General features: G+C 69.7%; 21 protein-coding genes. 14 read left to right on the top strand and 7 right to left on the bottom strand.

What is annotated here, in order from left to right; genetic code table 11:
* Positions 1–4: 4 nt before the first annotated feature.
* Complete coding sequence (locus SB816_RS18295; protein WP_054417108.1) at positions 5–1,081, bottom strand: substrate-binding domain-containing protein; 1,077 nt, start codon at positions 1,079–1,081, stop codon at positions 5–7.
* A 157-nt stretch (positions 1,082–1,238) separates the two neighbouring features.
* On the opposite strand from SB816_RS18295, the gene SB816_RS18290 reads away from it, so the two are divergent.
* From SB816_RS18290 to SB816_RS18260, 7 genes are all read left to right on the top strand, one after another.
* On the top strand, positions 1,239–1,796 hold the full coding sequence (locus SB816_RS18290) for a formate dehydrogenase subunit gamma (protein WP_054417107.1): 558 nt from the start codon (positions 1,239–1,241) through the stop codon (positions 1,794–1,796).
* A complete protein-coding gene (locus SB816_RS18285) occupies positions 1,793–3,364 on the top strand; it encodes a formate dehydrogenase beta subunit (protein ID WP_175167498.1) in 1,572 nt (523 codons plus the stop codon). The genes SB816_RS18290 and SB816_RS18285 overlap by 4 nt, the downstream gene beginning before the upstream one ends.
* 13 nt (positions 3,365–3,377) lie before the next feature.
* Positions 3,378–6,254, top strand: a complete 2,877-nt coding sequence (fdhF, locus tag SB816_RS18280; protein ID WP_054417105.1) for a formate dehydrogenase subunit alpha — start codon at positions 3,378–3,380, stop codon at positions 6,252–6,254.
* Positions 6,255–6,273: 19 nt separating this feature from the next.
* Positions 6,274–7,110: a formate dehydrogenase accessory sulfurtransferase FdhD gene (gene fdhD, locus SB816_RS18275; protein WP_054500961.1), complete on the top strand. Its 837-nt coding sequence runs from the start codon at positions 6,274–6,276 to the stop codon at positions 7,108–7,110.
* Between the two features lie 5 nt (positions 7,111–7,115).
* A complete protein-coding gene (locus SB816_RS18270; protein WP_006390923.1) occupies positions 7,116–7,373 on the top strand; it encodes a formate dehydrogenase subunit delta in 258 nt (85 codons plus the stop codon).
* A gap of 146 nt (positions 7,374–7,519) precedes the next feature.
* Complete coding sequence (locus tag SB816_RS18265; protein ID WP_054500960.1) at positions 7,520–9,187, top strand: OFA family MFS transporter; 1,668 nt, start codon at positions 7,520–7,522, stop codon at positions 9,185–9,187.
* Positions 9,188–9,341: 154 nt separating this feature from the next.
* Entirely contained in the window at positions 9,342–10,472 is a 1,131-nt protein-coding gene (locus SB816_RS18260; protein ID WP_054500959.1) for a methyltransferase, read from the top strand.
* A gap of 57 nt (positions 10,473–10,529) precedes the next feature.
* Here SB816_RS18260 and SB816_RS18255 read toward each other — a convergent pair whose 3' ends face one another.
* The 3 genes from SB816_RS18255 to SB816_RS18245 are packed head-to-tail and all read right to left on the bottom strand — an operon-like array spanning position 10,530 to position 12,349.
* Positions 10,530–11,219 carry a DUF1345 domain-containing protein gene (locus tag SB816_RS18255; RefSeq protein ID WP_054500958.1) on the bottom strand — a complete coding sequence of 230 codons (690 nt, stop codon included), beginning with the start codon at positions 11,217–11,219 and terminating at the stop codon, positions 10,530–10,532.
* Positions 11,220–11,252: 33 nt separating this feature from the next.
* Positions 11,253–11,777 (bottom strand): chromate transporter, encoded by a 525-nt coding sequence (locus SB816_RS18250; protein WP_054428590.1) that lies wholly within the window; start codon positions 11,775–11,777, stop codon positions 11,253–11,255.
* Complete coding sequence (locus SB816_RS18245) at positions 11,774–12,349, bottom strand: chromate transporter (RefSeq protein ID WP_054500957.1); 576 nt, start codon at positions 12,347–12,349, stop codon at positions 11,774–11,776. Before SB816_RS18245 ends, SB816_RS18250 begins: the two co-directional genes overlap by 4 nt.
* Before the next feature lie 133 nt (positions 12,350–12,482).
* Here SB816_RS18245 and SB816_RS18240 point away from each other — a divergent pair, with 133 nt between their 5' ends.
* The 4 genes from SB816_RS18240 (at position 12,483) to SB816_RS18225 (ending at position 15,344) form a co-directional block, all read left to right on the top strand.
* On the top strand, positions 12,483–13,403 hold the full coding sequence (locus SB816_RS18240; protein WP_054500956.1) for a LysR substrate-binding domain-containing protein: 921 nt from the start codon (positions 12,483–12,485) through the stop codon (positions 13,401–13,403).
* A gap of 87 nt (positions 13,404–13,490) precedes the next feature.
* Positions 13,491–14,294, top strand: coding sequence for a glutamate racemase (gene murI, locus SB816_RS18235; RefSeq protein WP_054500955.1), 804 nt, complete (start codon positions 13,491–13,493; stop codon positions 14,292–14,294).
* 185 nt (positions 14,295–14,479) lie between these two features.
* Positions 14,480–14,905 (top strand): universal stress protein, encoded by a 426-nt coding sequence (locus tag SB816_RS18230; RefSeq protein WP_410547358.1) that lies wholly within the window; start codon positions 14,480–14,482, stop codon positions 14,903–14,905.
* A gap of 10 nt (positions 14,906–14,915) precedes the next feature.
* On the top strand, positions 14,916–15,344 hold the full coding sequence (locus SB816_RS18225) for a universal stress protein (protein ID WP_054500953.1): 429 nt from the start codon (positions 14,916–14,918) through the stop codon (positions 15,342–15,344).
* A gap of 28 nt (positions 15,345–15,372) precedes the next feature.
* On the opposite strand, the gene SB816_RS18220 is transcribed toward SB816_RS18225, so the two are convergent.
* From SB816_RS18220 to SB816_RS18210, 3 genes are read right to left on the bottom strand one after another with little or no spacing between them, the layout of a single operon-like run.
* Complete coding sequence (locus tag SB816_RS18220) at positions 15,373–16,755, bottom strand: sensor histidine kinase (protein ID WP_269874405.1); 1,383 nt, start codon at positions 16,753–16,755, stop codon at positions 15,373–15,375.
* On the bottom strand, positions 16,752–17,414 hold the full coding sequence (locus SB816_RS18215; RefSeq protein WP_054500951.1) for a response regulator transcription factor: 663 nt from the start codon (positions 17,412–17,414) through the stop codon (positions 16,752–16,754). The genes SB816_RS18220 and SB816_RS18215 overlap by 4 nt, the downstream gene beginning before the upstream one ends.
* Positions 17,414–17,761 carry a PepSY domain-containing protein gene (locus tag SB816_RS18210; RefSeq protein WP_100503429.1) on the bottom strand — a complete coding sequence of 116 codons (348 nt, stop codon included), beginning with the start codon at positions 17,759–17,761 and terminating at the stop codon, positions 17,414–17,416. The genes SB816_RS18215 and SB816_RS18210 overlap by 1 nt, the downstream gene beginning before the upstream one ends.
* A 197-nt stretch (positions 17,762–17,958) precedes the next feature.
* On the opposite strand from SB816_RS18210, the gene SB816_RS18205 reads away from it, so the two are divergent.
* The 3 genes from SB816_RS18205 to SB816_RS18195 all read left to right on the top strand — a co-directional run.
* Positions 17,959–18,294: a PepSY domain-containing protein gene (locus SB816_RS18205; protein WP_053086021.1), complete on the top strand. Its 336-nt coding sequence runs from the start codon at positions 17,959–17,961 to the stop codon at positions 18,292–18,294.
* 10 nt (positions 18,295–18,304) lie between these two features.
* Positions 18,305–19,630 (top strand): ferric reductase-like transmembrane domain-containing protein, encoded by a 1,326-nt coding sequence (locus tag SB816_RS18200; protein ID WP_144655366.1) that lies wholly within the window; start codon positions 18,305–18,307, stop codon positions 19,628–19,630.
* A gap of 73 nt (positions 19,631–19,703) precedes the next feature.
* A partial coding sequence (locus tag SB816_RS18195; protein ID WP_410547357.1) for a PQQ-dependent sugar dehydrogenase occupies positions 19,704–20,733 on the top strand: 1,030 nt, incomplete at its 3' end.

The raw sequence follows: 20,733 nt of genomic DNA, 5'->3' as shown, positions 1-20,733 counted from the left end.
GCGCCTAGGAAAATGCCTCTTCAAGGGTCTGCAGGCGGCCGGTATCGCGCGCGTCGTAGCCGACCAGTTGACCGACGTAGCCGACGTAGTCGGGGCTGCGCATGATGGACAGCAGGTCGCGCATGGCGGGCGTCTCCAGCGCGTTCTTGCGGATGGCGAAGAAATAGCGCTCGCGCACCAGCGGAATGAAATCCAGGCCGAAGCGGCAGGCGGCGGTCTCCACGCCCACGCCGGTGTCGGCCATGCCGCTGGCGATGTGGGCGGCGATCGCCATGTGCGTGAATTCGTTGGTTTCGTAACCCTGCACTTCACTGATCGAGACGCCGGCGCGTTGCAGCATCAGGCCGATCAGGTAACGGGTGCTGGAGCCGATCTGGCGATTGACGAAGCGCACGTCCTGGCGCGCCAGGTCGGCGATGCCGTGGATCCGCTTGGGGTTGCCGCCCACGACGAACAGCCCGGTATTGCGCACCGCCAGATGAATCAGCAGGTACTCGTCGGCGTGCAGCCACTGGGCGTAGCGATCCATGATCGGCGCCTCGAAGTCGCCCAGCGGCACCTGGAAGCCCGCCAGGTCGCATTCGCCGCGCTCGAGCGAGGCCAGCGCCTCGATCGCGGTGCGATAGCGCAGCTCCAGGCCGGGCTTGCGCCCGCCCATGTGTTCCATCAGCGATTCCACCGCGAACCCGTGACTGGCGTGCAGCCGCAGGTGCGGACCGTTTTCCGGCAGCAGCCGCGCCAGCTCTTCCTGCAGTTCGGAGGCCAGGCTGTCGAGCGTGGGCATCAGCCGCGCCTCGATGCGGCGATTGGCCCACAGCAGGCGCTGCGCGAACGGCGACAGTTGCGTGCCCTGGCGCCGGTTGGTGATCAGCAGTTGGGTGCCGAAGATGCCCTCGAACCGCCGCAGCACGCCCCAGGCGTGCCGGTACGACAAGTCACAGGCGCGGCAGGCGCCGGCGATGTTGCCGGTGGCGTCGATGGCGGCCAGCAACGCCAGCATGTCCTGAAGCGGCACGGGGGCGCCGTCGTCTCCACCCAAGGTCCATTGCGGCCGCAGGCCGATTCGGAACTTATATGTCATTTATTTCTTATTGAAGGCGATTAATTACCTGTTTAGAGTACACAAATAACGCGAGGCAGGGGAAATTTATATGTTTTTCATTGCATATAAATAGGCCTGACCTCCCATCACAACAGCCCCCACCCTACGGGGCCCAGCACTCCTGGAGGAGACCGCCATGCGTCAGCGCGAGGCAAAATCCGATCTGGCTTCCACCGGCGGCGCCCGTGGCGGCGCCATGGCCCTGGACGCCGCCCAGGCCTCCGCCAGCCCCGCCGTGGCGACCACCGCCCGCATCCTGGCCCGCCTGAAAGACCAGCCCGGCCCCTTGCTGCCGGTGCTGCACGCGGTCCAGCACGAACTGGGCTGTATTCCGGCCGAGGCGGTGCAGACCATCGCCGAGGCCCTGAACCTGTCGCGCGCCGAAGTCCATGGCGTCATCACCTTCTATCCCCACTTCCGCAGCGAACCCGCCGGGCGCCACACGCTGGAAGTGTGCCGCGCCGAGTCCTGCCAGGCGATGGGCGGCGAACAACTGGCCGCCCATGCGCGCCAGGCGCTGGGCTGTGATTTCCACGCCAGCACGCGCGACGGCGACTTCACGCTGGAGCCGGTGTACTGCCTGGGCCTGTGCGCCCAGTCGCCGGCGGTGATGCTGGACGGCCAGCCGCACGCCCGCGTCACGCCGGCCAAGCTCGACCGCCTGCTGCATCGCGCGCGGGAGGCCGGCCAATGAGCGCTCCCACCCTGATCTACGTGCCGCGCGACGCCGCGGCGCTGGCCATGGACGCCGACGCCGTGGCCGCCGCCATCGAACTGGCCGCCGACGAACGCGGCCTGGCCGTGCAGGTGGTGCGCAACGGTTCGCGCGGCCTGCTGTGGCTGGAGCCGCTGGTGGAGATAGGCACGCCCGCGGGCCGCGTGGCCTACGGGCCGGTGCAGCCCGAGGACGTGCCAGCCCTGTTCGACGCCGGCTGGCTGACGGGCGGCGCGCATCCGCTGGGGTTGGGCCTGACCGAGGAAATTCCGTATCTCAAGCAGCAGGAACGCCTGACCTTCGCCCGCGTCGGCGTGATCGATCCGCTGTCCCTGCAGGATTACGCCGCGCACGGCGGCCTGCAGGGCCTGAAGCGCGCGCTGGCCATGGAGCCGGCCGCCATCGTCGAAGAGATGGTCACCTCCGGCCTGCGCGGGCGCGGCGGCGCGGCCTTTCCCACCGGCATCAAGTGGAAAACGGTGCTGGGCTCGCCGGCCGACCGCAAATACATCGTCTGCAATGCCGACGAAGGCGATTCGGGCACCTTCGCCGACCGCCTGCTGATGGAAGGCGACCCCTACGTGCTGATCGAGGGCATGACCATCGCCGGCCTGGCGGTGGGCGCGACCTACGGCTACATCTACGTGCGTTCCGAATACCCGCACGCCATCGCCACGCTGGAGGCCGCCATCGAGCGGGCGCGCAGCGTCGGCTGGCTGGGCGACGACGTGCACGGCAGCGGCCGCCGCTTCGACCTGGAAGTGCGCAAGGGCGCCGGCGCCTACATCTGCGGCGAGGAGACCTCGCTGCTGGAAAGCATCGAGGGCAAGCGCGGCGTGGTGCGCGCCAAGCCGCCGCTGCCGGCGATCTCGGGCCTGTTCGGCAAGCCCACGGTCATCAACAACGTGATCTCGCTGGCCACGGTGCCGATCATCCTGGCCAAGGGCGCGGCCTATTACCGCGACTACGGCGTAGGCCGCTCGCACGGCACCCTGCCCTTCCAGTTGGCCGGCAACCTCAAGCAGGGCGGACTGGTGGAAAAGGCCTTCGGCCTGAGCCTGCGAGACCTGCTGTATACCTTCGGCGGCGGCAGCGCCTCGGGCCGGCCGCTGCGCGCGGTGCAGGTCGGCGGCCCGCTGGGCGCCTACCTGCCGGAATCGCAATGGGACGTGCCGCTGGACTACGAAGCCTATGTCCAGATCTCGGCCATGATCGGCCACGGCGGCCTGGTGGCATTCGACGACAGCGTCGACATGATGCGCATGGCGCGCTATGCGATGGAATTCTGCGCCATCGAGTCCTGTGGCAAGTGCACGCCCTGTCGCATCGGTTCCACCCGTGGGGTGGAGACCCTGGACAAGATCGCCGCTGGCGGCCCGGGGCGCGAACAGCAGGTGCACCTGCTGCGCGACCTGTGCGACACCATGCTGGGCGGATCGCTGTGCGCGCTGGGGGGCATGGCGCCCTATCCGGTGCTGTCCGCGCTGAACCACTTCCCGCAGGACTTCGGCATCGAGTCCTCGCAGTCCGCCGCCCATCCCGCCTGAAGCCGAGACCGCCATGCTAGAAACCGTCATCAAGCGCGACCGCGACCTGGGCACCCCGGCGCGGGTGTCCGAAAAAACCGTCACCCTGACCATCGACGGCCAGGAAATCACCGTGGCCGAAGGCACCTCGCTGATGCGCGCGGCCGCCGAGGCTGGCATCAACATCCCCAAGCTGTGCGCCACCGACAGCCTGGAGCCGTTCGGCTCGTGCCGCCTGTGCCTGGTGCAGATCGAGGGCCGCCGCGGCTATCCCGCCTCGTGCACCACGCCGGCCGAGAACGGCATGGTGGTCTTCACCGAAACGCCCAAGCTGCACGACCTGCGGCGCGGGGTGATGGAGCTGTACATCTCCGACCATCCGCTGGACTGTCTGACCTGCCCGGCCAACGGCGACTGCGAGCTGCAGGACATGGCCGGCGTGGTGGGCCTGCGCAACGTGCGCTACGGATACGACGGCGCCAATCACTTGAAGAGCGAGAAGGACGAGTCCAACCCGTACTTCACCTACGACGCCTCCAAGTGCATCGTCTGCAACCGCTGCGTGCGCGCCTGCGAGGAAACCCAGGGCACCTTCGCGCTGACGATCTCGGGCAAGGGCTTCGAATCGCGCGTGTCGCCGGGGCAGGACCAGCCGTTCCTGGACAGCGAATGCGTGTCCTGCGGCGCCTGCGTGCAGGCCTGTCCGACCTCGACCCTGCAGGAAAAGACCGTCATCATGATGGGCCAGGCCGAGCATTCGGTGGTCACCACCTGCGCCTATTGCGGCGTGGGCTGCGGCTTCAAGGCCGAGATGAAGGGCCAGGAAGTGGTGCGCATGGTGCCGTGGAAGGACGGCCAGGCCAACCGCGGCCACTCCTGCGTCAAGGGCCGCTTCGCCTGGGGCTACGCCACCCACAAGGAGCGCGTGCTCAAGCCGATGATCCGCAAGCGCATCACCGATTCCTGGCGCGAAGTGTCGTGGGAAGAGGCGATCGAGTACGCGGCTTCCGAATTCCGCCGCATCCAGGGCCAGTACGGCCGCGACGCGGTCGGCGGCATCACCTCATCGCGCTGCACCAACGAGGAAACCTGGCTGGTGCAGAAGCTGGTGCGCGCCGCCTTCGGCACCAACAACGTCGACACCTGCGCCCGCGTGTGCCATTCGCCCACGGGCTACGGCCTGAAGCAGACGCTGGGCGAATCCGCCGGCACCCAGACCTTCGACTCGGTGATGCACACTGACGTGGTCATCGTCATGGGCGCCAACCCGTCCAGCGGCCATCCGGTGTTCGCCTCGCGCCTGAAGCGCCGCCTGCGCCAGGGCGCGCGGCTGATCGTGATCGACCCGCGCCGCATCGAGCTGGTGAGTTCGCCGCACATCAAGGCCGACTTCCACCTGCAGGTGCGGCCCGGCACCAACACCGCGCTGCTGTCATCGATGGCCCACGTCATCGCCACCGAAGGGCTGATCGACGAGGCCTACGTGGCCGAGCGCTGCGAGGCCAAGGCATTCCAGGAATGGCGCGACTTCGTGTCGCTGCCCGAGAACTCGCCCGAGGCCATGGCCGAGATCACCGGCGTGCCGGCGCAGGCCGTGCGCGGCGCGGCGCGCCTGTTCGCCACCGGCGGCAACGGCTCGATCTACTACGGCCTGGGCGTGACCGAGCACAGCCAGGGATCGACAACCGTCATGGCCATCGCCAACCTGGCCATGGCCACCGGCAACGTCGGCCGCGAAGGCGTGGGCGTGAACCCGCTGCGCGGCCAGAACAACGTGCAGGGCTCGTGCGACATGGGCTCGTTCCCGCACGAGCTTCCGGGCTACCGCCATATTTCCGACAACGTGGCGCGGGCGCAGTTCGAGCAGGACTGGGGCGTGACGCTGCAACCCGAGCCGGGCCTGCGCATTCCCAACATGTTCGAGGCCGCGCTGGGCGGCACCTTCAAGGGCCTCTACTGCCAGGGCGAGGACATCGTGCAGTCCGACCCCAACACGCAGCACGTGGCGGCGTCGCTGGCGGCGATGGAATGCATCGTGGTGCAGGACCTGTTCCTGAACGAGACCGCCAAGTACGCGCACGTGTTCCTGCCGGGTTCGTCGTTCCTGGAAAAGGACGGCACCTTCACCAACGCCGAGCGCCGCATCTCGCGCGTGCGCAAGGTGATGGAGCCGAAGAACGGCAAGGCCGACTGGGAAGTGACCGTGGCGCTGTCGAACGCGCTGGGCTATCCCATGAACTACCGCCACCCGCGCGAGATCATGGAAGAGATCGCGCGCCTGACGCCGACCTTCAGCGGCGTCAGCTACGAGAAGCTGGACAAGCTGGGCAGCCTGCAATGGCCGTGCAACGACGACGCGCCCGAAGGCACGCCGATCATGCACATCGACAGCTTCGTGCGCGGCAAGGGCAAGTTCATGATCACCAAGTACGTGCCGACCGACGAGCGCAGCACGCGCCGTTTCCCGCTGCTGTTGACCACCGGCCGCATCCTGTCGCAATACAACGTGGGCGCGCAGACCCGCCGCACGCCCAACGTCATGTGGCACAGCGAGGACGTGCTGGAGATCCATCCGCAGGATGCCGAAGACCGTGGCGTCGCCGAAGGCGACTGGGTCGGCATCCAGAGCCGCTCGGGCGAGACCGTGCTGCGCGCGACCCTGACCGACCGGGTGCAGCCGGGCGTGGTATACACCACCTTCCACTTCCCCGAGTCCGGCGCCAACGTCGTCACCACCGACAGTTCCGACTGGGCCACCAACTGCCCCGAGTACAAGGTCACGGCCGTGCAGGTCACGCGCGTGTCCCAGCCGTCGGAATGGCAGCGGCAATGGTCGCGCTTCGCGGACATCCAGCAGAAGCTGCTGCGTGAACGCTCGCGCGAGAACGAAGCCGTGACGTCGGGGAAATAACCCGACAGCCGAGCCCGCCATGGACCACAGCGCCCCTCCCCCTTCCTCCCGCCCCGAGCACGTGGCGGCCCAGGTGACCCGCGTGCGGGCCGGCGCCATCGCGCCCGGCGCCGAAGGCGACAACCTGGCCGAGGAAACCCCGGTGGCGCTGGAGTTCAACGGCATCAGCCACGCCACCATGCTGGCCACGCCCGCCGACCTGGAGGACTTCGCCGTCGGTTTTTCGCTGTCGGAAGGCATCATCGACAGCGTGACCGACGTGCGCGGCATCGACGTGCTGCCGCAATGCGACGGCATCGTGGTGCAGATCGAGATATCCAGCGCCTGCGAGGCGCGGCTGAAATCACGCCGCCGCGCCATGGCCGGGCGCACCGGCTGCGGCCTGTGCGGCGTCGAGACGCTGCCCGAGGTGCTGCGGCCGGTGGCGCCGGTGCCGGCCGGCGCGCCGCTGCCGGTGGGCGCGGTGCTGCGGGCGATGCGCGACATGCGCGCGCGCCAGGCGCTGCATGACCTGACCGGCGCCACCCACGCCGCCGGCTGGGCCGACGCCAGCGGCGCCGTGGCGCTGGTGCGCGAGGATGTGGGCCGCCACAACGCGCTCGACAAGCTGGTCGGCGCGCTGGCGCGCCAGGCCCTGCCCGCCGCGCACGGCGTGGTGCTGGTGTCCAGCCGCGCCAGCTTCGAGATGGTGCAGAAGACCGCCGCCGCCGGCGTCGGCATCCTGGCGGCGGTGTCTGCCCCCACCGCGTTGGCCGTGCGCCTGGCCGACAGCGCCGGCATCGCGCTGCTGGGCTTTTTGCGCAACGACGACGCCACCCTCTATTCCCACCCCGAACGCATCACTTCGCAGACCTGACACGCATGGAAATCGGCAACCTGATCCGCATGGCCAACCGCATCGGCCAATTCTTCGAAGCCATGCCGCTGCGGCCTGAAGCGGTGGAAGGCGTGGCCAACCATATCCACAAGTTCTGGGAACCCCGCATGCGCAACGAGCTGCTGGACTTCCTGGCGCGGCAGCCCGACGGCGATGCCGGCGAACAACAATTGCATCCGCTGGTGCTGGAGGCGGTGACGCAGAACCGCGAACGCCTGACACCGCTGGCGCGCGTGCCCTGACCGACCGACGCGTCCACACCGATCCGCGTGCCCGCGACGGCGCGCGGACGCAGCAAGCTTTACCGCAGCAAAGGGTTCAACAAGAGACGGCGGGACTGGATTTCTCCAGCCAACGCCGCTATAAAGCCGCACCCCGAGGAGACCTCATGGAAAGCACTGCAACGCTAGACCTGCCCGGCGCCAAGCCGGGCTTCCTGGACAAGGAACGCACCATCGCCGGACCGGGTTTTTCCCGCTGGCTGGTGCCCCCGGCCGCCCTGGCCATCCACCTGTGCATCGGCATGGCCTATGGCTTTTCGGTGTTCTGGCTGCCGCTGTCCAAGGCGGTCGGCGGCGCCCAGCCGCTGGCCTGCCCGGCCGACATGAGCCTGGTGGCCGAGCTGTTCACCACCAGTTGCGACTGGCGCATCTCCACCATGGGGTGGATGTACACGCTGTTCTTCGTGCTGCTGGGCTGCTCGGCGGCGCTGTGGGGCGGCTGGCTGGAGCGCGCCGGTCCGCGCAAGGCGGGCGTGGTGTCGGCGCTGTGCTGGTGCGGCGGCCTGGTGATCTCGGCGGCCGGCGTCTACCTGCACCAGATGTGGATGCTGTGGCTCGGCTCGGGCGTGATCGGCGGCATCGGCCTGGGGCTGGGCTACATCTCGCCGGTCAGCACGCTGATCAAGTGGTTCCCGGACCGCCGCGGCATGGCGACCGGCATGGCCATCATGGGCTTTGGCGGCGGCGCCATGATCGGCGCGCCGCTGGCCGACCTGCTGATGCGCCACTTCGCCACGCCGACCTCGCCGGGCGTGTGGCAGACCTTCCTGACCATGGCGCTGGTGTACTTCATCTTCATGATGTCGGGCGCGCTCGGCTACCGCGTGCCGCCCACCGGCTGGAAGCCGGCGGGCTGGACCGCCCCCGCCAGGCACGCCAACAACGCCATGATCACCCAGGGCCACGTGCACGTGAAGCGGGTCTGGGGCGTGCCGCAGTTCTGGCTGGTGTGGCTGGTGCTGTGCCTGAACGTGACCGCCGGCATCGGCATCCTGGGCATGGCCTCGCCGCTGCTGCAGGAAGTGTTCGGCGGCGGCCTCATCAACAAGCCGGAGCTGGGCTACGGCCAGCTCGACAAGGCCCAACTGGCCTCGATCGCCGCCATCGCCGCGGGCTTCACCGGGCTGCTGAGCCTGTTCAACATCGGCGGCCGCTTCTTCTGGGCCAGCCTGTCGGACAAGCTCGGCCGCAAGATGACCTACCTGATCTTCTTCGTGCTGGGCTTCGCGCTGTACGCGGCGATTCCCTGGACCGCGCACATGGGCGCGCTGGCGCTTTTCGTGGCGGCCTTCTGCGTCATCCTGTCGATGTATGGCGGCGGCTTCGCCACCGTGCCGGCCTACCTGGCGGACCTGTTCGGCACGCAGATGGTGGGCGCCATCCACGGCCGGCTGCTGACGGCGTGGTCGGCCGCGGGCATCTTCGGGCCGGTGCTGGTGAACTACATCCGCGAATACCAGTTGTCCATCGGCGTGCCGCGGGCGCAGGTGTATGACATCACCATGTACATCCTGGCCGGCATGCTGGTGCTGGGCTTCCTGTGCAACCTGGCGATCCGCCCGGTGAACCCCAAGTACTTCATGAGCGACGAGGAACTGGCGCGCGAAAAGGCCCTGGCGCATGAGCGCGCGGCGGCGGCCGAGACCCACGGCGTGGGCGCCTCGACCTTCCGCACGCCGGCCGCGCTGGTGCTGTTCGCCTGGGCCTGCGTCGGCATCCCGCTGGCCTGGGGCATCTGGATCACGCTGCAGAAGGCCGTGGTGCTGTTCCACTGATACCGCCCCGACGGGTGGCGCCGCGCGCCATCCGCCGCCCCCGAAGGCGCGAAGCTGCTACATTGGCAGCCCGCGCCTTGTTTTCTTTTCCCCCTGGATTTCCCCGTTTCATGACCGTCCTGCCCCTGAAGCCCGCCTTGTCCGGAGCGTCCCGTTGACCCTGCCTGAACTGCATTGGACCGAGGGCGAAGCCCCGGACCAGACCCACCACACCGCCCGCTGGCGCTCGGAATCCGGCGCCACGCCGCCCAAGCGCGTGGTGCTGGCCGACGACCGCACCACGGCGGACGTGGCCTATCGCCTGGCGTGCGAAGGCGTGGGCCTGCTGTGGCGCGGCGACTTCCAGAATGCGCGCCAGTTGTTGCAGGCGATCACGCGCCGCGTCGACAAGCGCCCGCGCAAGCCGGTCGAAACCATGCTGGAGGCCTTCAACCAGCATCGCCAGATCCAGTCGCAGCGCGCCCGCATCCTCGGCATGCTGCTGATTCCGTTCGACGCCGGCCACGGCATTTCGCTGCGCCGCGCGCCGGACGCGCGGCAGGCCTGCGAAGAAGCCCACGGCCCCGCCGACGAACCGTACGTGGCGTCGCTGCGCGAACTGCTGGGCCTGATCGGCGCCTTCGAATGGCGCAAGAAAGGCGTGGAGATTCCCGCGCTGGACAACCGCATCCACCCGCACTACGGCGTGTTTTCGCCGCTGCGGGGCGAGTACATCGACCTGGTGGCGCGCACCCCGATGCCGCGCGGCAGCGTGGCCTTCGATATCGGCACCGGCACCGGCGTGCTGGCGGCGGTGCTGGCGCGCCGCGGCGGCAAGCGCGTCATCGCCACCGACATGGACCCGCGGGCGCTGGCCTGCGCACGTGAGAACCTGGAGCGGCTGGGCCTGGCCAAACAGGTCGAGGTGGTCCAGGCCGACCTGTTCCCCGAAGGGCGGGTTTCGCTGGCGGTCTGCAACCCGCCGTGGCTGCCGGCCCGCCCCAGCTCGCCGGTCGAGCACGCGGTCTACGACCCCGACAGCCGCATGCTGCGAGGCTTCCTCAATGGGCTGACGGCGCACCTGACGCCCAACGGCGAAGGCTGGCTGATCCTGTCGGACCTGGCCGAACACCTGGGCCTGCGCACCCGCGAGCAATTGCTGGAGATGATCGAGCAGGCCGGCCTGCGCGTGGTGGAGCGCATCGACACCCGGCCCACGCACGGCCGCGCCAAGGATCCGGACGATCCCTTGTACGCGGCGCGCTCGAAGGAAGTCACGTCGCTGTGGCGGCTGGCGGCGGCCTGAGCGCGCGCCGCCCGTCGTTCGGCACATGCAGAAGCCCGGCCCCCCGGCCGGGCTTTTTCATGCCCGCCCCGCCGCGACGTTGACGCTGATGGCGATGATGAAGACGTTGAAGAAAAACGCGATGACGCTGTGCAGCAGCGCCGTGCGCCGCAGCCGGCGGCTGACGATCTGCACGTCCGACACCTGGAACGTCATGCCCAGCACCAGCGAGAAGTAGGCGAAGTCCCAGTAGTCGGGATCCTCCTTGCCTGGAAAGTCGAGGCCCTTGTGCATGCCGTTGCGGTGGCTGTAGTAGCCATGCGCATAGTGCAGCGCAAAGATCATGTTCATGTAGAGCCACGACAGCACGATGCTGGCGGCCGCCGCGATCAGGTCGGCCGCGCCTTCGAGGCCGCCCGCGGCGCGCATTTCCATCCACAGCGCCAGCATCACCAGGCAAGACAGCAGCACGCTGCTCCAGAGCACGGCGCTGCGGCCGACATCGACCTGCTGCGCCCGGATCCGCATCGTGGCGGGGGTCGCCCTGCCGAAGGCGGCGCCGGTCAGCAGCAGGAACACCAGCGCCGCAAGATCAAAGCCCAGCAGGCCCGCCCGGCTCGGCGCCAGGCCGGCGCGCCACAACCCCACCGCCGCCGCGACGAACAGCAGCCCGCACAGCACCAGGCGCCGATGCGCATGGAAGAACGGCAGCGGCGCGACGCCGGCCTGGGTCGAGTCGGTATCCGGATCCTTGACCGGCAGCGTCATGGCGGCCTCCCACGGGTGGCAAGAGCCTAAACGCTAACCGATCGCGAGCAATCCCACCAGCGCGCCGCCGAACAGCAGCCACAGCGGATGGATCCGCGTCACGCTGCCCAGCAGCGCCACCACCGCGGTAATGGCGCCCAGCAGCCAGGTGTGGGCCGATGCCTCCGTGATCAGCGCGGCGCTGGCGGCCACCAGCCCCACCGTCATCGGGAAGATGCCGGCCTGGATCACGCCGCGCCACGGGCGGTCCTTGAACCGTTCCCACAGTCCCAGGGCGATGATGGTGATGATCGAGGACGGCCCGAACTTGGCCAGGGTGGTGACCAGCATGCCGGCCCAGCCGGCCACATGCCAGCCGACCAGCGTGACCACCATCAGGTTGGGGCCGGGCGCCGCCTGCCCCAGGGCGAACAGCGCGGAAAAATCGGCGGCCGTCATCCAGCCGTGCACCTCGACGACCTGGCGCTGCATTTCGGGCAGGATGGTGTTGCCGCCGCCGAAGGCCAGCACCGACAGTTGCGAAAAGATGATGGCGAGGGCGATCAGGGTCTGGATCATCGACGTTGCCTCCAGACCAGCAGGATGCTCAGGGGCGTGAGCACCGCCATGGTTGGCAGCAGCGGAATGCGCAGCACCGCGATGGCGATGAAACAGGCCGTGGCCACCAAGCCGGCCAGCCAGTCGCGGCGCTTGAGCACCGGCACGCCGATCTTGACCGCCATCGAGATCAGCAGCCCCGCCGCCGCGGCCGCCAGGCCGGCGAACAGGTGCTGGATGTGCGGATCGTTCTGGAAGCGGTCGTAGACCATGCCCAGCAGCACCACGATGGCCGACGGCGCCAGGATCAGGCCCATCAGCGCCGCGAAGGCGCCGCGCGGGCCGCGGAACTTCATGCCCAGTGCGACCGACAGGTTGATGATGTTGCCGCCCGGCAGGAACTGGCACAGGCCCAGCAGGTCGGTGAATTCGGCCCCGGACAGCCAGCGGTGCTTTTCGACCACCATGCGGCGCGCCAATGGCAACGCGCCGCCGAAGGCCGTCAGGCCGAGCATGAGGAATCCGTAGAACAGTTGCCCGCAGGTGGGCGGTGGCCGCGTGGCGTCGGGGGAATCGGGAGCTGCTGCGTTCATTGTCTTGGGGCCGTGGCCGGCCGGGAAACGCCGGCGCGCGGCGGCGCCGGGAGTGAAGGAATAGCTCGCAGCCTACTCCCGCCCAAAGATAATGTCTAATATATGACTGACTAAACATTCATATCCGTCACATATGGCATCCGTCGACTTGCGGTTGTTGCGGTATTTCCTGGCGGTGGCCGAGGAATCCCACCTGACCAAGGCGGCCGCCCGGCTGGGCATCCGCCAGCCCCCACTCAGCCAGCAGATCCGCGTGCTGGAACAGGAGCTCGGCGTCACGCTGTTCCACCGCCTGCCGCGCGGCATGGAACTGACCGAAAGCGGCCGGGCGCTGTTGGCCGACGCGCGCAGCATCCTGGCGCTGGTCGATCAGGCGGTCGACGGCGTGCGGCGGGTGTCGCTGGGCGAGGCTGGCCGGCTGACGGTCGGCTTCACCGGCTCGGCCGCGTTCCACCCGTTCGTGCCATCGGTGATCCGGCGCTTTCGCGAAAGCGCGCCGCAGGTGCGGCTGGTGCTGGAAGAAAGCAGCACCGGCGAGCTGATGGAAGACGTGCGCGCCGGCCGGGTCGACGTCGCCTTCATCCGCGGCGCGCACGGCGCCGATCGCGGCGTGGCGGTCGAGAGCGTGCTGGAGGAAACCATGCTGGCCGCCTTTCCCGCCGACCATCCGATGGTCAAGGGGCGCAGCCGCAAGCGCATCGCGCTGGCGGAGCTGGCCGAGGAATCGCTGATCCTGTACCGCCGCCACAGCGGCCCCGGCCTGTACGACGCCATCATCTCGGGCTGCCGCGCCGCGGGCTTCAGCCCGCGGGTGGCGCAGGAGGCGCCGCGCGTGCTGTCCACCCTGAGCCTGGTGGCGGCCGGCCTGGGCGTGTCGCTGGTGCCGGCCTCGCTGCGCCGGGTCAATATCGAGGGCGTGGTGTACGTCAACGTCACCGGCCCGGTGGAGCTGCGCGCCCCGCTCACCCTGATCTGGCGCGACGCGCCGCTGTCGGGCGCGACCCGCCGGTTGATCGAGGAGGTGCGCGCGCATCGCGAGACGCCGGAAGACTAGGCCCGTTCGCAGGGAAAGAAGCCTCTCGCGGTGGCGACGGGCCCCTGGCGCTACACTGGGCGCCATCCTGGCTCTCGCTGCTTGCCCATGCATGCCCCCCACCCCATAGGCGTATACGACTCCGGCGTCGGCGGACTGAGCGTGCTGCGCGCCATCCGCGAAGCGCTGCCGCGGGAACACCTGCTGTACCTGGCGGATTCCGCCCACGTGCCCTACGGCGAGAAGACCCAGGAAGCCGTGCAGCAGCGGGCGCTGGCCATCGCCGACTATTTCGTGTCGCGCCAGGCCAAGGCCATGGTGGTGGCCTGCAACACCGCCACCGCCGCCGCCATCGCGCTGCTGCGCGCCCGCCATCCGGACCTTGTCATCATCGGCGTGGAGCCGGCCATCAAGCCGGCCGCGCACCTGACGCGCAGCGGCGTGGTCGGCGTCTTCGCCACCACCGGCACGCTGGCCAGCCCCAAGTTCGCGGCGCTGGTGCGGCGCGAGGCGCCCGAGATCCGCATCCTGTTCCGGCCGTGTCCGGAATGGGTGCTGCAGGTCGAACGCGGCGAGATCGACGGCCCGGGCGCCGCCCGCGTGGTGGCGGCGCCGGTGCGCGAACTGCTGGCCCAGGGCGCCGACGCGCTGGTGCTGGGCTGCACCCATTTTCCCTTCCTGCGCGACGAGATCCAGGCCGCGGCGGGCGCGTCCGTGCCCCTGCTGGAAACCGGCGGCCCGGTGGCGCGCCGCCTGCGCCATCAATTGCAGGAGCGCGGACTGCTGGCGCCGGACGGCGCCGGCTCGGTGTCGCTGGAGACGACCGGCGATGCGGCCACGCTGGGCCGCATGGCGGCCCTGCTGCTGGGCCTGCCGGCCGAGGCGGCGCAGACGCCGGCGCGCTGGCGCTGAAGTCGCTGGCGGCCCCCTGCCGCCAGGGCGCCCGCCGCTTGGGCACAGGACTGATGCCGCCCCGCCCGGACGGTCCGCTTCGTTTGATTCCGCGCATCCCGCCACCGCCCATGGCGCGGGATAATTTCGTACAGTGGAGACACTGCGGCGCATCGCCGCGGCTCGCGGACAACAAGGAGACGTCGATGAAACGCATTCTGATCCCCGTGGATGGCTCGCAACACGCCGTGCACGCCGTCCGGGCAATGCTCGAGGCGCGCGGCTACGATCCGGTCGAACGGGTCGAACTGCTGACGGTGCAGATTCCCCTGCACGCAGGCAAGATCGGCCGCGGCCTGTCGCAGGCGGACATCGACGCCTACCACCAGGAAGAAGCCCAGGCCGCGCTGCGTGACGCCAGCGCGCTGCTGACCGAGGCCGGCGTGCCGTTCGGCCAGCGCGTCGAGACCGGCGCCGCCGCGGAAACCATCGCGCGCGTGGCCGCGGAGAGCGACGCCGACGAGATCTTCATGGGTACGCGCGGACTGGGATCAGCCTCCGCGCTGTTCATGGGTTCGGTGGCCACCAAGGTCCTGCACCTCACGGACCTGCCCGTCACCCTGGTCAAGTAAGGAGACCGCCATGCTGCATATCCTCGTGCCGGTCGACGGCTCCGACAACGCCAACCGCGCCGTGCTGCATGCGCGCCAACTGGCGCAGGGCGCGCGCGACGCGCGCATCCACCTGCTCAACATCCAGACACCGCCGCAGGGGCGCGCCGGCCTGTCGCGGCTGGTCACCCAGGACATGATCGACGAATACTACGTGCGCGAAGGCCAGGAAGCCGCCGACGACGCGCGCAAGCTGCTCGACGTCACCGGCACCGACTACACCAGCCACGTCGAATTCGGCAACCCCGCGGTCGAGATCGCCCATTACGCGCAACAGCATCAATGCGCCCGCATCGTCATGGGCACGCGCGGCCATGGCGCGCTGGCCGGCATGCTGATCGGCTCGGTCGCCAACCAGGTGGTGCAACTGGCCGAGGTGCCGGTGACGCTGGTGCGCTGAGCGCCGGCCCCAGGCGTCGGCCGGTCAGCTAGGCGCCGGTCGGCAGCGCCGGCAGGATCAGCGTCACGCGCAACCCGCCCAGCGGCGATTGTCCGGCGCTGACCTGGCCGCCGTAGGTGCCGGCCAGGTCGCGCACGATATCCAGCCCCAGGCCCGAACCCGGGCGCTGCTCGTCCATGCGCACGCCGCGCTCGAAGATGCGTTCGCGCTCGTCCTCGGAAATGCCCGGGCCGTCGTCGTCGATCACGATGCGCAGGCGGTCGGGCGCATCCGCCTGGGCGCCGATCCGCACGCGCCGCGCGGCCCATTTGCAGGCGTTGTCGAGCAGGTTGCCAACCATCTCCTGCAGGTCCTGCTCCTCGCCACGGAACTCAAGCCGGTCGGGGAATTCGTCCATCTCCAGCGCCAGCCCGCGCGCCGCGTACAGACGCTGCATGACGCGCAACAGCGCCTGCAGCGGCGCCCGCAGCGGCGCGCGTCCGCCCGCCGTGCCGGAAGCCGCCGCGGCCCGCGCGCGCGCCAGGTGGTGGTCGATCTGGCGCTGCGCCATGGCGACCTGTTCGCGCACCAGGCGGGCGAACGCGCCCTCTTCGCGCGCCGCCGCGTTGCCCAGGATGGTCAGCGGCGTCTTGACCGCGTGCGCCAGGTTGCCGGCCTGGGTGCGCGCCCGTTGCACGATATCGGCGTTGACCGCCAGGACGCGGTTGAAATCGTCGACCAGCGGCTGGATCTCGCTGGGAAAACGGCCCTCGATCCGCACGCTGTTGCGGCCCTGCTGCGCGGCGAGCTGGCGCCGCAGCCGCCCCAGGGGCCGCAGCCCCACCGCCACCTGCACCACCGCCGCCACCACCATTCCGGCCGCGAGCGCGCCGAGCGACCACAGCAGCATGTGGTCGAAGCGTTCGATCGGTTCGGCCAGCACCGCGCGGTCGGCGGCCACCACCAGGCGCAGCGAACCGGCGTCGCTGTCCTCGGGCTTGAGCAGGCGCGTCAGCGCGCTCAGGCGGTGATTCTCGGGCCCGGCGATGTCGTGAAGGCCGTCGGCGTCGTCGGCCGCAGGCAGCGCCAACACCTGGTCCCACAGCGAGCGCGAGCGCGCCACGCCCGCGGCCACCACGCGGCCGCTGTCATCGAGGCGGTCGATCTGCCAATACAGGCCCGACAGCGGCTGCTCCAGGCGCGGGTCGCTCAGCGGCGAGGCCACCGTCGGGCGGCCGTCCGGCGCCACGCTGACCGCCGCCGTCAACTGGTTCATGTGCAGCGCCAGTTCGGTCCGCAGTTGTTCGGTGATGTGCTGGCGGAACAGGTTGCCCAGCCCCCATCCGGCCAGCACGACGATCGCCGCGATCCAGGCGAGCGTGCCGGCCAGCATGCGCCAGCGCAGCGACCCCGGCGCGCGCGGCGACGTCATGAAGTACAGGCGAGCCGGTAGCCGAGCCCGCGCACGGTCTCGATGGTGTCGGCCGGCAGCTTCTTGCGCAGGCGGCCGATGAACACGTCGATGGTGTTGGAATCGCGATCGTGGTCCTGCGCGTAGATGTGTTCGATCAGCTCGCCGCGCGAGACCACCTCGCCGGCGCGCTGCATCAGCACCGCCAGCACCTTGAATTCATGGCTGGTGAGGTTCAGCGGCTGGCCATCGACCGTGGCGCGGGCCAGCCGCGTGTCGAGCATCAGCGGGCCGCAGCGCCATTGCGCGCTGGCGTGGTGGCTGTGGCGGCGCAACAGCGCCCGCACGCGCGCCAGCAGTTCTTCCATGTGGAAAGGCTTGGTCAGGTAGTCGTCGGCGCCGGCGTCGATGCCGGCGACCTTTTCGTGCCAGTTGGAACGCGCCGTCAGGATCAGCACCGGCATGCCGCGCCCGGCCGCGCGCCACTGCTTGAGCACCGTCAGGCCGTCCATCACCGGCAGCCCCAGGTCCAGCACCACCACGTCGTAGGTCTCGACCTCGCCCATGTAGTGGGCGGTGCCGCCGTCGGCCGCCGTGTCGACGGTGTAGCCGCCGTGGCGCAGCGCCTCGGCCAGTTGCGAGGCCAGGGTCGGTTCGTCTTCGACGACAAGTATGCGCATCAGTGTCGGTTCCGGAATTGGATGTCGCGCCCCTTCATGCCCAGCACGGCGCCGTCGCGCGCATCGATCTTCAGCTTGACCAGATTGCCGCCGGGCTGCAGCAGGCGGATCTCGTACAGGAAGAGGCCGTCATCCTCTTCGAATTCCACCTTGACCACCTGGCCGGGATAGTCGCGTTCGACGATATCGAGCACGGACCGCAACGGCAGCACCTTGCCGGCCTGCAAGGCCTGGCGCGCCTGTTCGTGGTCGCTTTCGTCGGCGCGGCCGGCGCCGGGCCCGACGGCCAGCGCCAGGGCCAGCGCAAGGCCGGTCAGCCAGATTCCGATACGAAGGCGTGCGGTCATGGGGATTCCGTCGGGCGGTCGCGTCCAGGGTAACCCGGCGCGCGGGGGAAAAACAGGGGAATGCAAGCGTCTCATTTATAGCGTGTCGAACATGAACGGCGGGTGAATGACGGCTTCAGAACGGGTTCATGCGCCCCCCCGAATAATGACGTCATGGCCGATCCACGGCCCCACTTCGACCCTCAGGAGAAAACCGCATGAACCCGATCCGCAAAACCCTGACCGCCCTGGCCATCGGCGCCGCCACCCTCACCGGCGCCGCCGCGCTGGCGCAGACCGCGCCGCAACCGGCCCCGGCCGCGCCGGCGCCCGCCGCGACCGCGCCCGCCCAGGCCGCGCCCGCCGCGCAGATCCTGACCGTGCGTCAGATCTACGACGTGCTGACCGCCGCCGGCTATCGCAACATCACCGAGATCGAACTGGAGCATCACCGCGGCTACGACGTCAAGGCCGACAACCCGCAAGGCCAGCGCGTGAAGCTGCGCGTCGATGCGCAGACCGGCGCGGTGCTGCGCAGCCGCATCAAGGACTGAGGCAAATGCCATGAAAACCCGTACCGCCCTGGGACTGTTCCTGCTCGCGCTGACCGGCGCCTGGGCCGTCGACGCCCTCCTGCTGCAACCGGCGGCCTCGGCCGCCTGGCCCTGGGTGCTGCGCCAGCTGGCGCTGTACCTGACAGGCGTCTGGTCCATCGGCCTGATGTCGCTGATCATGCTGCTGGCCTTGCGTCCAGCCGGGCTGGAGGGACCGCTGGGCGGCATGGACAAAGTCTACCGGCTGCACAAATGGGCCGGCATCCTGGCCATCGGCGCCGGCGCCGCGCATTGGCTGGTCAAGCTGGCCAGCACGCCGCTGAAGGCGCTGGTCGGCGCCGAGGGCCGGCCGGCGCGCGACGCGGTGCTGGCCATGCTGGCGGATTCGCGCGGATTGGCCAAGGACCTGGGCGAATGGACGATCTACGCGCTGCTGGCCATGCTGGTCATCACGCTGTGGCGCCGCTTTCCTTACCATGCCTGGCGCATCATCCACCGCGCCATGCCGCTGGCCTACCTGATACTGGTGTTCCATACCCTGGCGTTGGCGCCGGCCTATTACTGGACCGGGCCGACCGGCGTGCTGCTGCTGCCGCTGATGGCCGGCGGCGCCTGGGCCGCCGTGCTGTCGCTGGCCGGCCGCATCGGCCTGGGCCGGCGCGCCGCCGGCCGCGTGACGGCGCTGGCGCAACGTCCGGGGGGCATTCTCGAAGTCACTTGTGAACTCGATGCGCGCTGGCCCGGCCACACCGCCGGCCAGTTCGCCTTCGTCACCTTCGACCGGCGCGAGGGCGCGCACCCGTTCACCATCGCCAGCGCGCCGCACTCCGAACGCCGCGACGTGACGTTCGAGATCAAGGCGCTGGGCGATTACACCAGGCGGCTGGCCGCCACGTTGCGCGAAGGCGCGCCTGTCACGGTGGAAGGCCCTTACGGCCGCTTCGCGCGCCCCGCCGCCGGCCCACAGGTGTGGGTGGCGGGCGGCATCGGCGTCACGCCCTTCCTGGCGTGGCTGGAGGCGGCCCGCGAGGAGCCTGGCCGCATGCCGCCCGTCTGGCTGCACTACTGCGTGCGCGATGGCGAGGCCGACCCGTTCGTTGAGGTGCTGCGGCAACGCTGCGCCGCGCTGGACAACGTCACGCTCCAGGTGCACAGCGCCGCCGCCGGCCAGCGGCTGGATGCCGCCGCGCTGGCGCAGGGCGAAGTGGCCGCCGGTCGTGTCGGCGAGGTCTGGTATTGCGGGCCCGCCGGGCTGGCGACCGCGCTGCGCAAGGGCCTGCGTCGGCTGGGACGCGGCGACGTCCGCTGGCATCAGGAAGCGTTCGACATGCGCTGAATGCGGCAGCGCGAAAGTCCGCGCCGCCCCGTCGTATGATGGAAGCCTGCCAATCCGCGCCGGGAGCCGGGCCATGCGAATTCGATACCTGTTGGCGGCGTTGGTCGCGTCCGCCGGGCTGGTGGCCGCCTGCGGCGAAGTCGCGCGCCTGCCGGTCGAGGCCGGCATGGGTCCGCGGCCCGAACTGCCCGCGCCCAATACCACCCTCATTCCCACCGTCAACACGGCCAAGGCGGTAGGCTGGAGCGAGACCGGCCTGCCGACCCCTGCCAGCGGCCTGGCGGTCACCGCCTACGCGCGCGGCCTGGACCACCCGCGCTGGCTGTACGTGCTGCCCAACGGCGACGTGCTGGTGGCCGAGACCAATGCGCCGCCCAAGCCGCCAGAGGCCTCCGGCGGCATCAAGGACTGGGCCGCCGGCATCGTCATGAAGCGCGCCGGCGCGCGCACGCCCAGCGCCAACCGCATCACCCTGCTGCGCGGCTTGACGCCCGATGGCGCGGCGCAGATGCGCAGCGTGTTCCTGGAAGGCCTGAATTCGCCCTTCGGCATGGCGCTCGTCGGCGACCAGTTGTACATCGCCAATGCCGACGCGGTGCTGCGGTTTCCGTACCAGGCCGGCCAGACCCGCATCGACGCGCCCGGCGTCAAGGTGACCGACCTGCCCTCAGGCCGCAACCATCACTGGACCAAGAACCTCATCGCCAGCGCCGACGGCGCCAAGCTGTATGCGACGGTCGGCTCGAACAGCAACGTCGCGGAGAACGGCATGGCGGAAGAGGAAGGCCGCGCCGCCATCTGGGAAATCGACGTCGCCAGCGGCGCCAAACGGCTCTACGCCAGCGGCCTGCGCAATCCGGTGGGCATGGCCTGGGGGCCGGACGGCAAGACGCTGTGGACTGCCGTGAACGAACGCGACGAACTGGGCAGCGACCTGGTGCCCGACTACATGACCTCGGTGCGCGACGGCGGCTTCTATGGCTGGCCGTACAGCTACTTCGGCCAGCACGTCGACACCCGGGTCAAGCCGCCGCGCCCCGACCTGGTGGCGCAGGCGATCGTGCCCGACTACGCGCTGGGGCCGCATACCGCCTCGCTCGGGC

It is taken from the genome of Achromobacter sp. SIMBA_011 (assembly GCF_046535435.1).
Classification (GTDB): domain Bacteria; phylum Pseudomonadota; class Gammaproteobacteria; order Burkholderiales; family Burkholderiaceae_B; genus Achromobacter; species Achromobacter dolens.
This window is presented reverse-complemented; position numbering and strand designations above follow the sequence as displayed.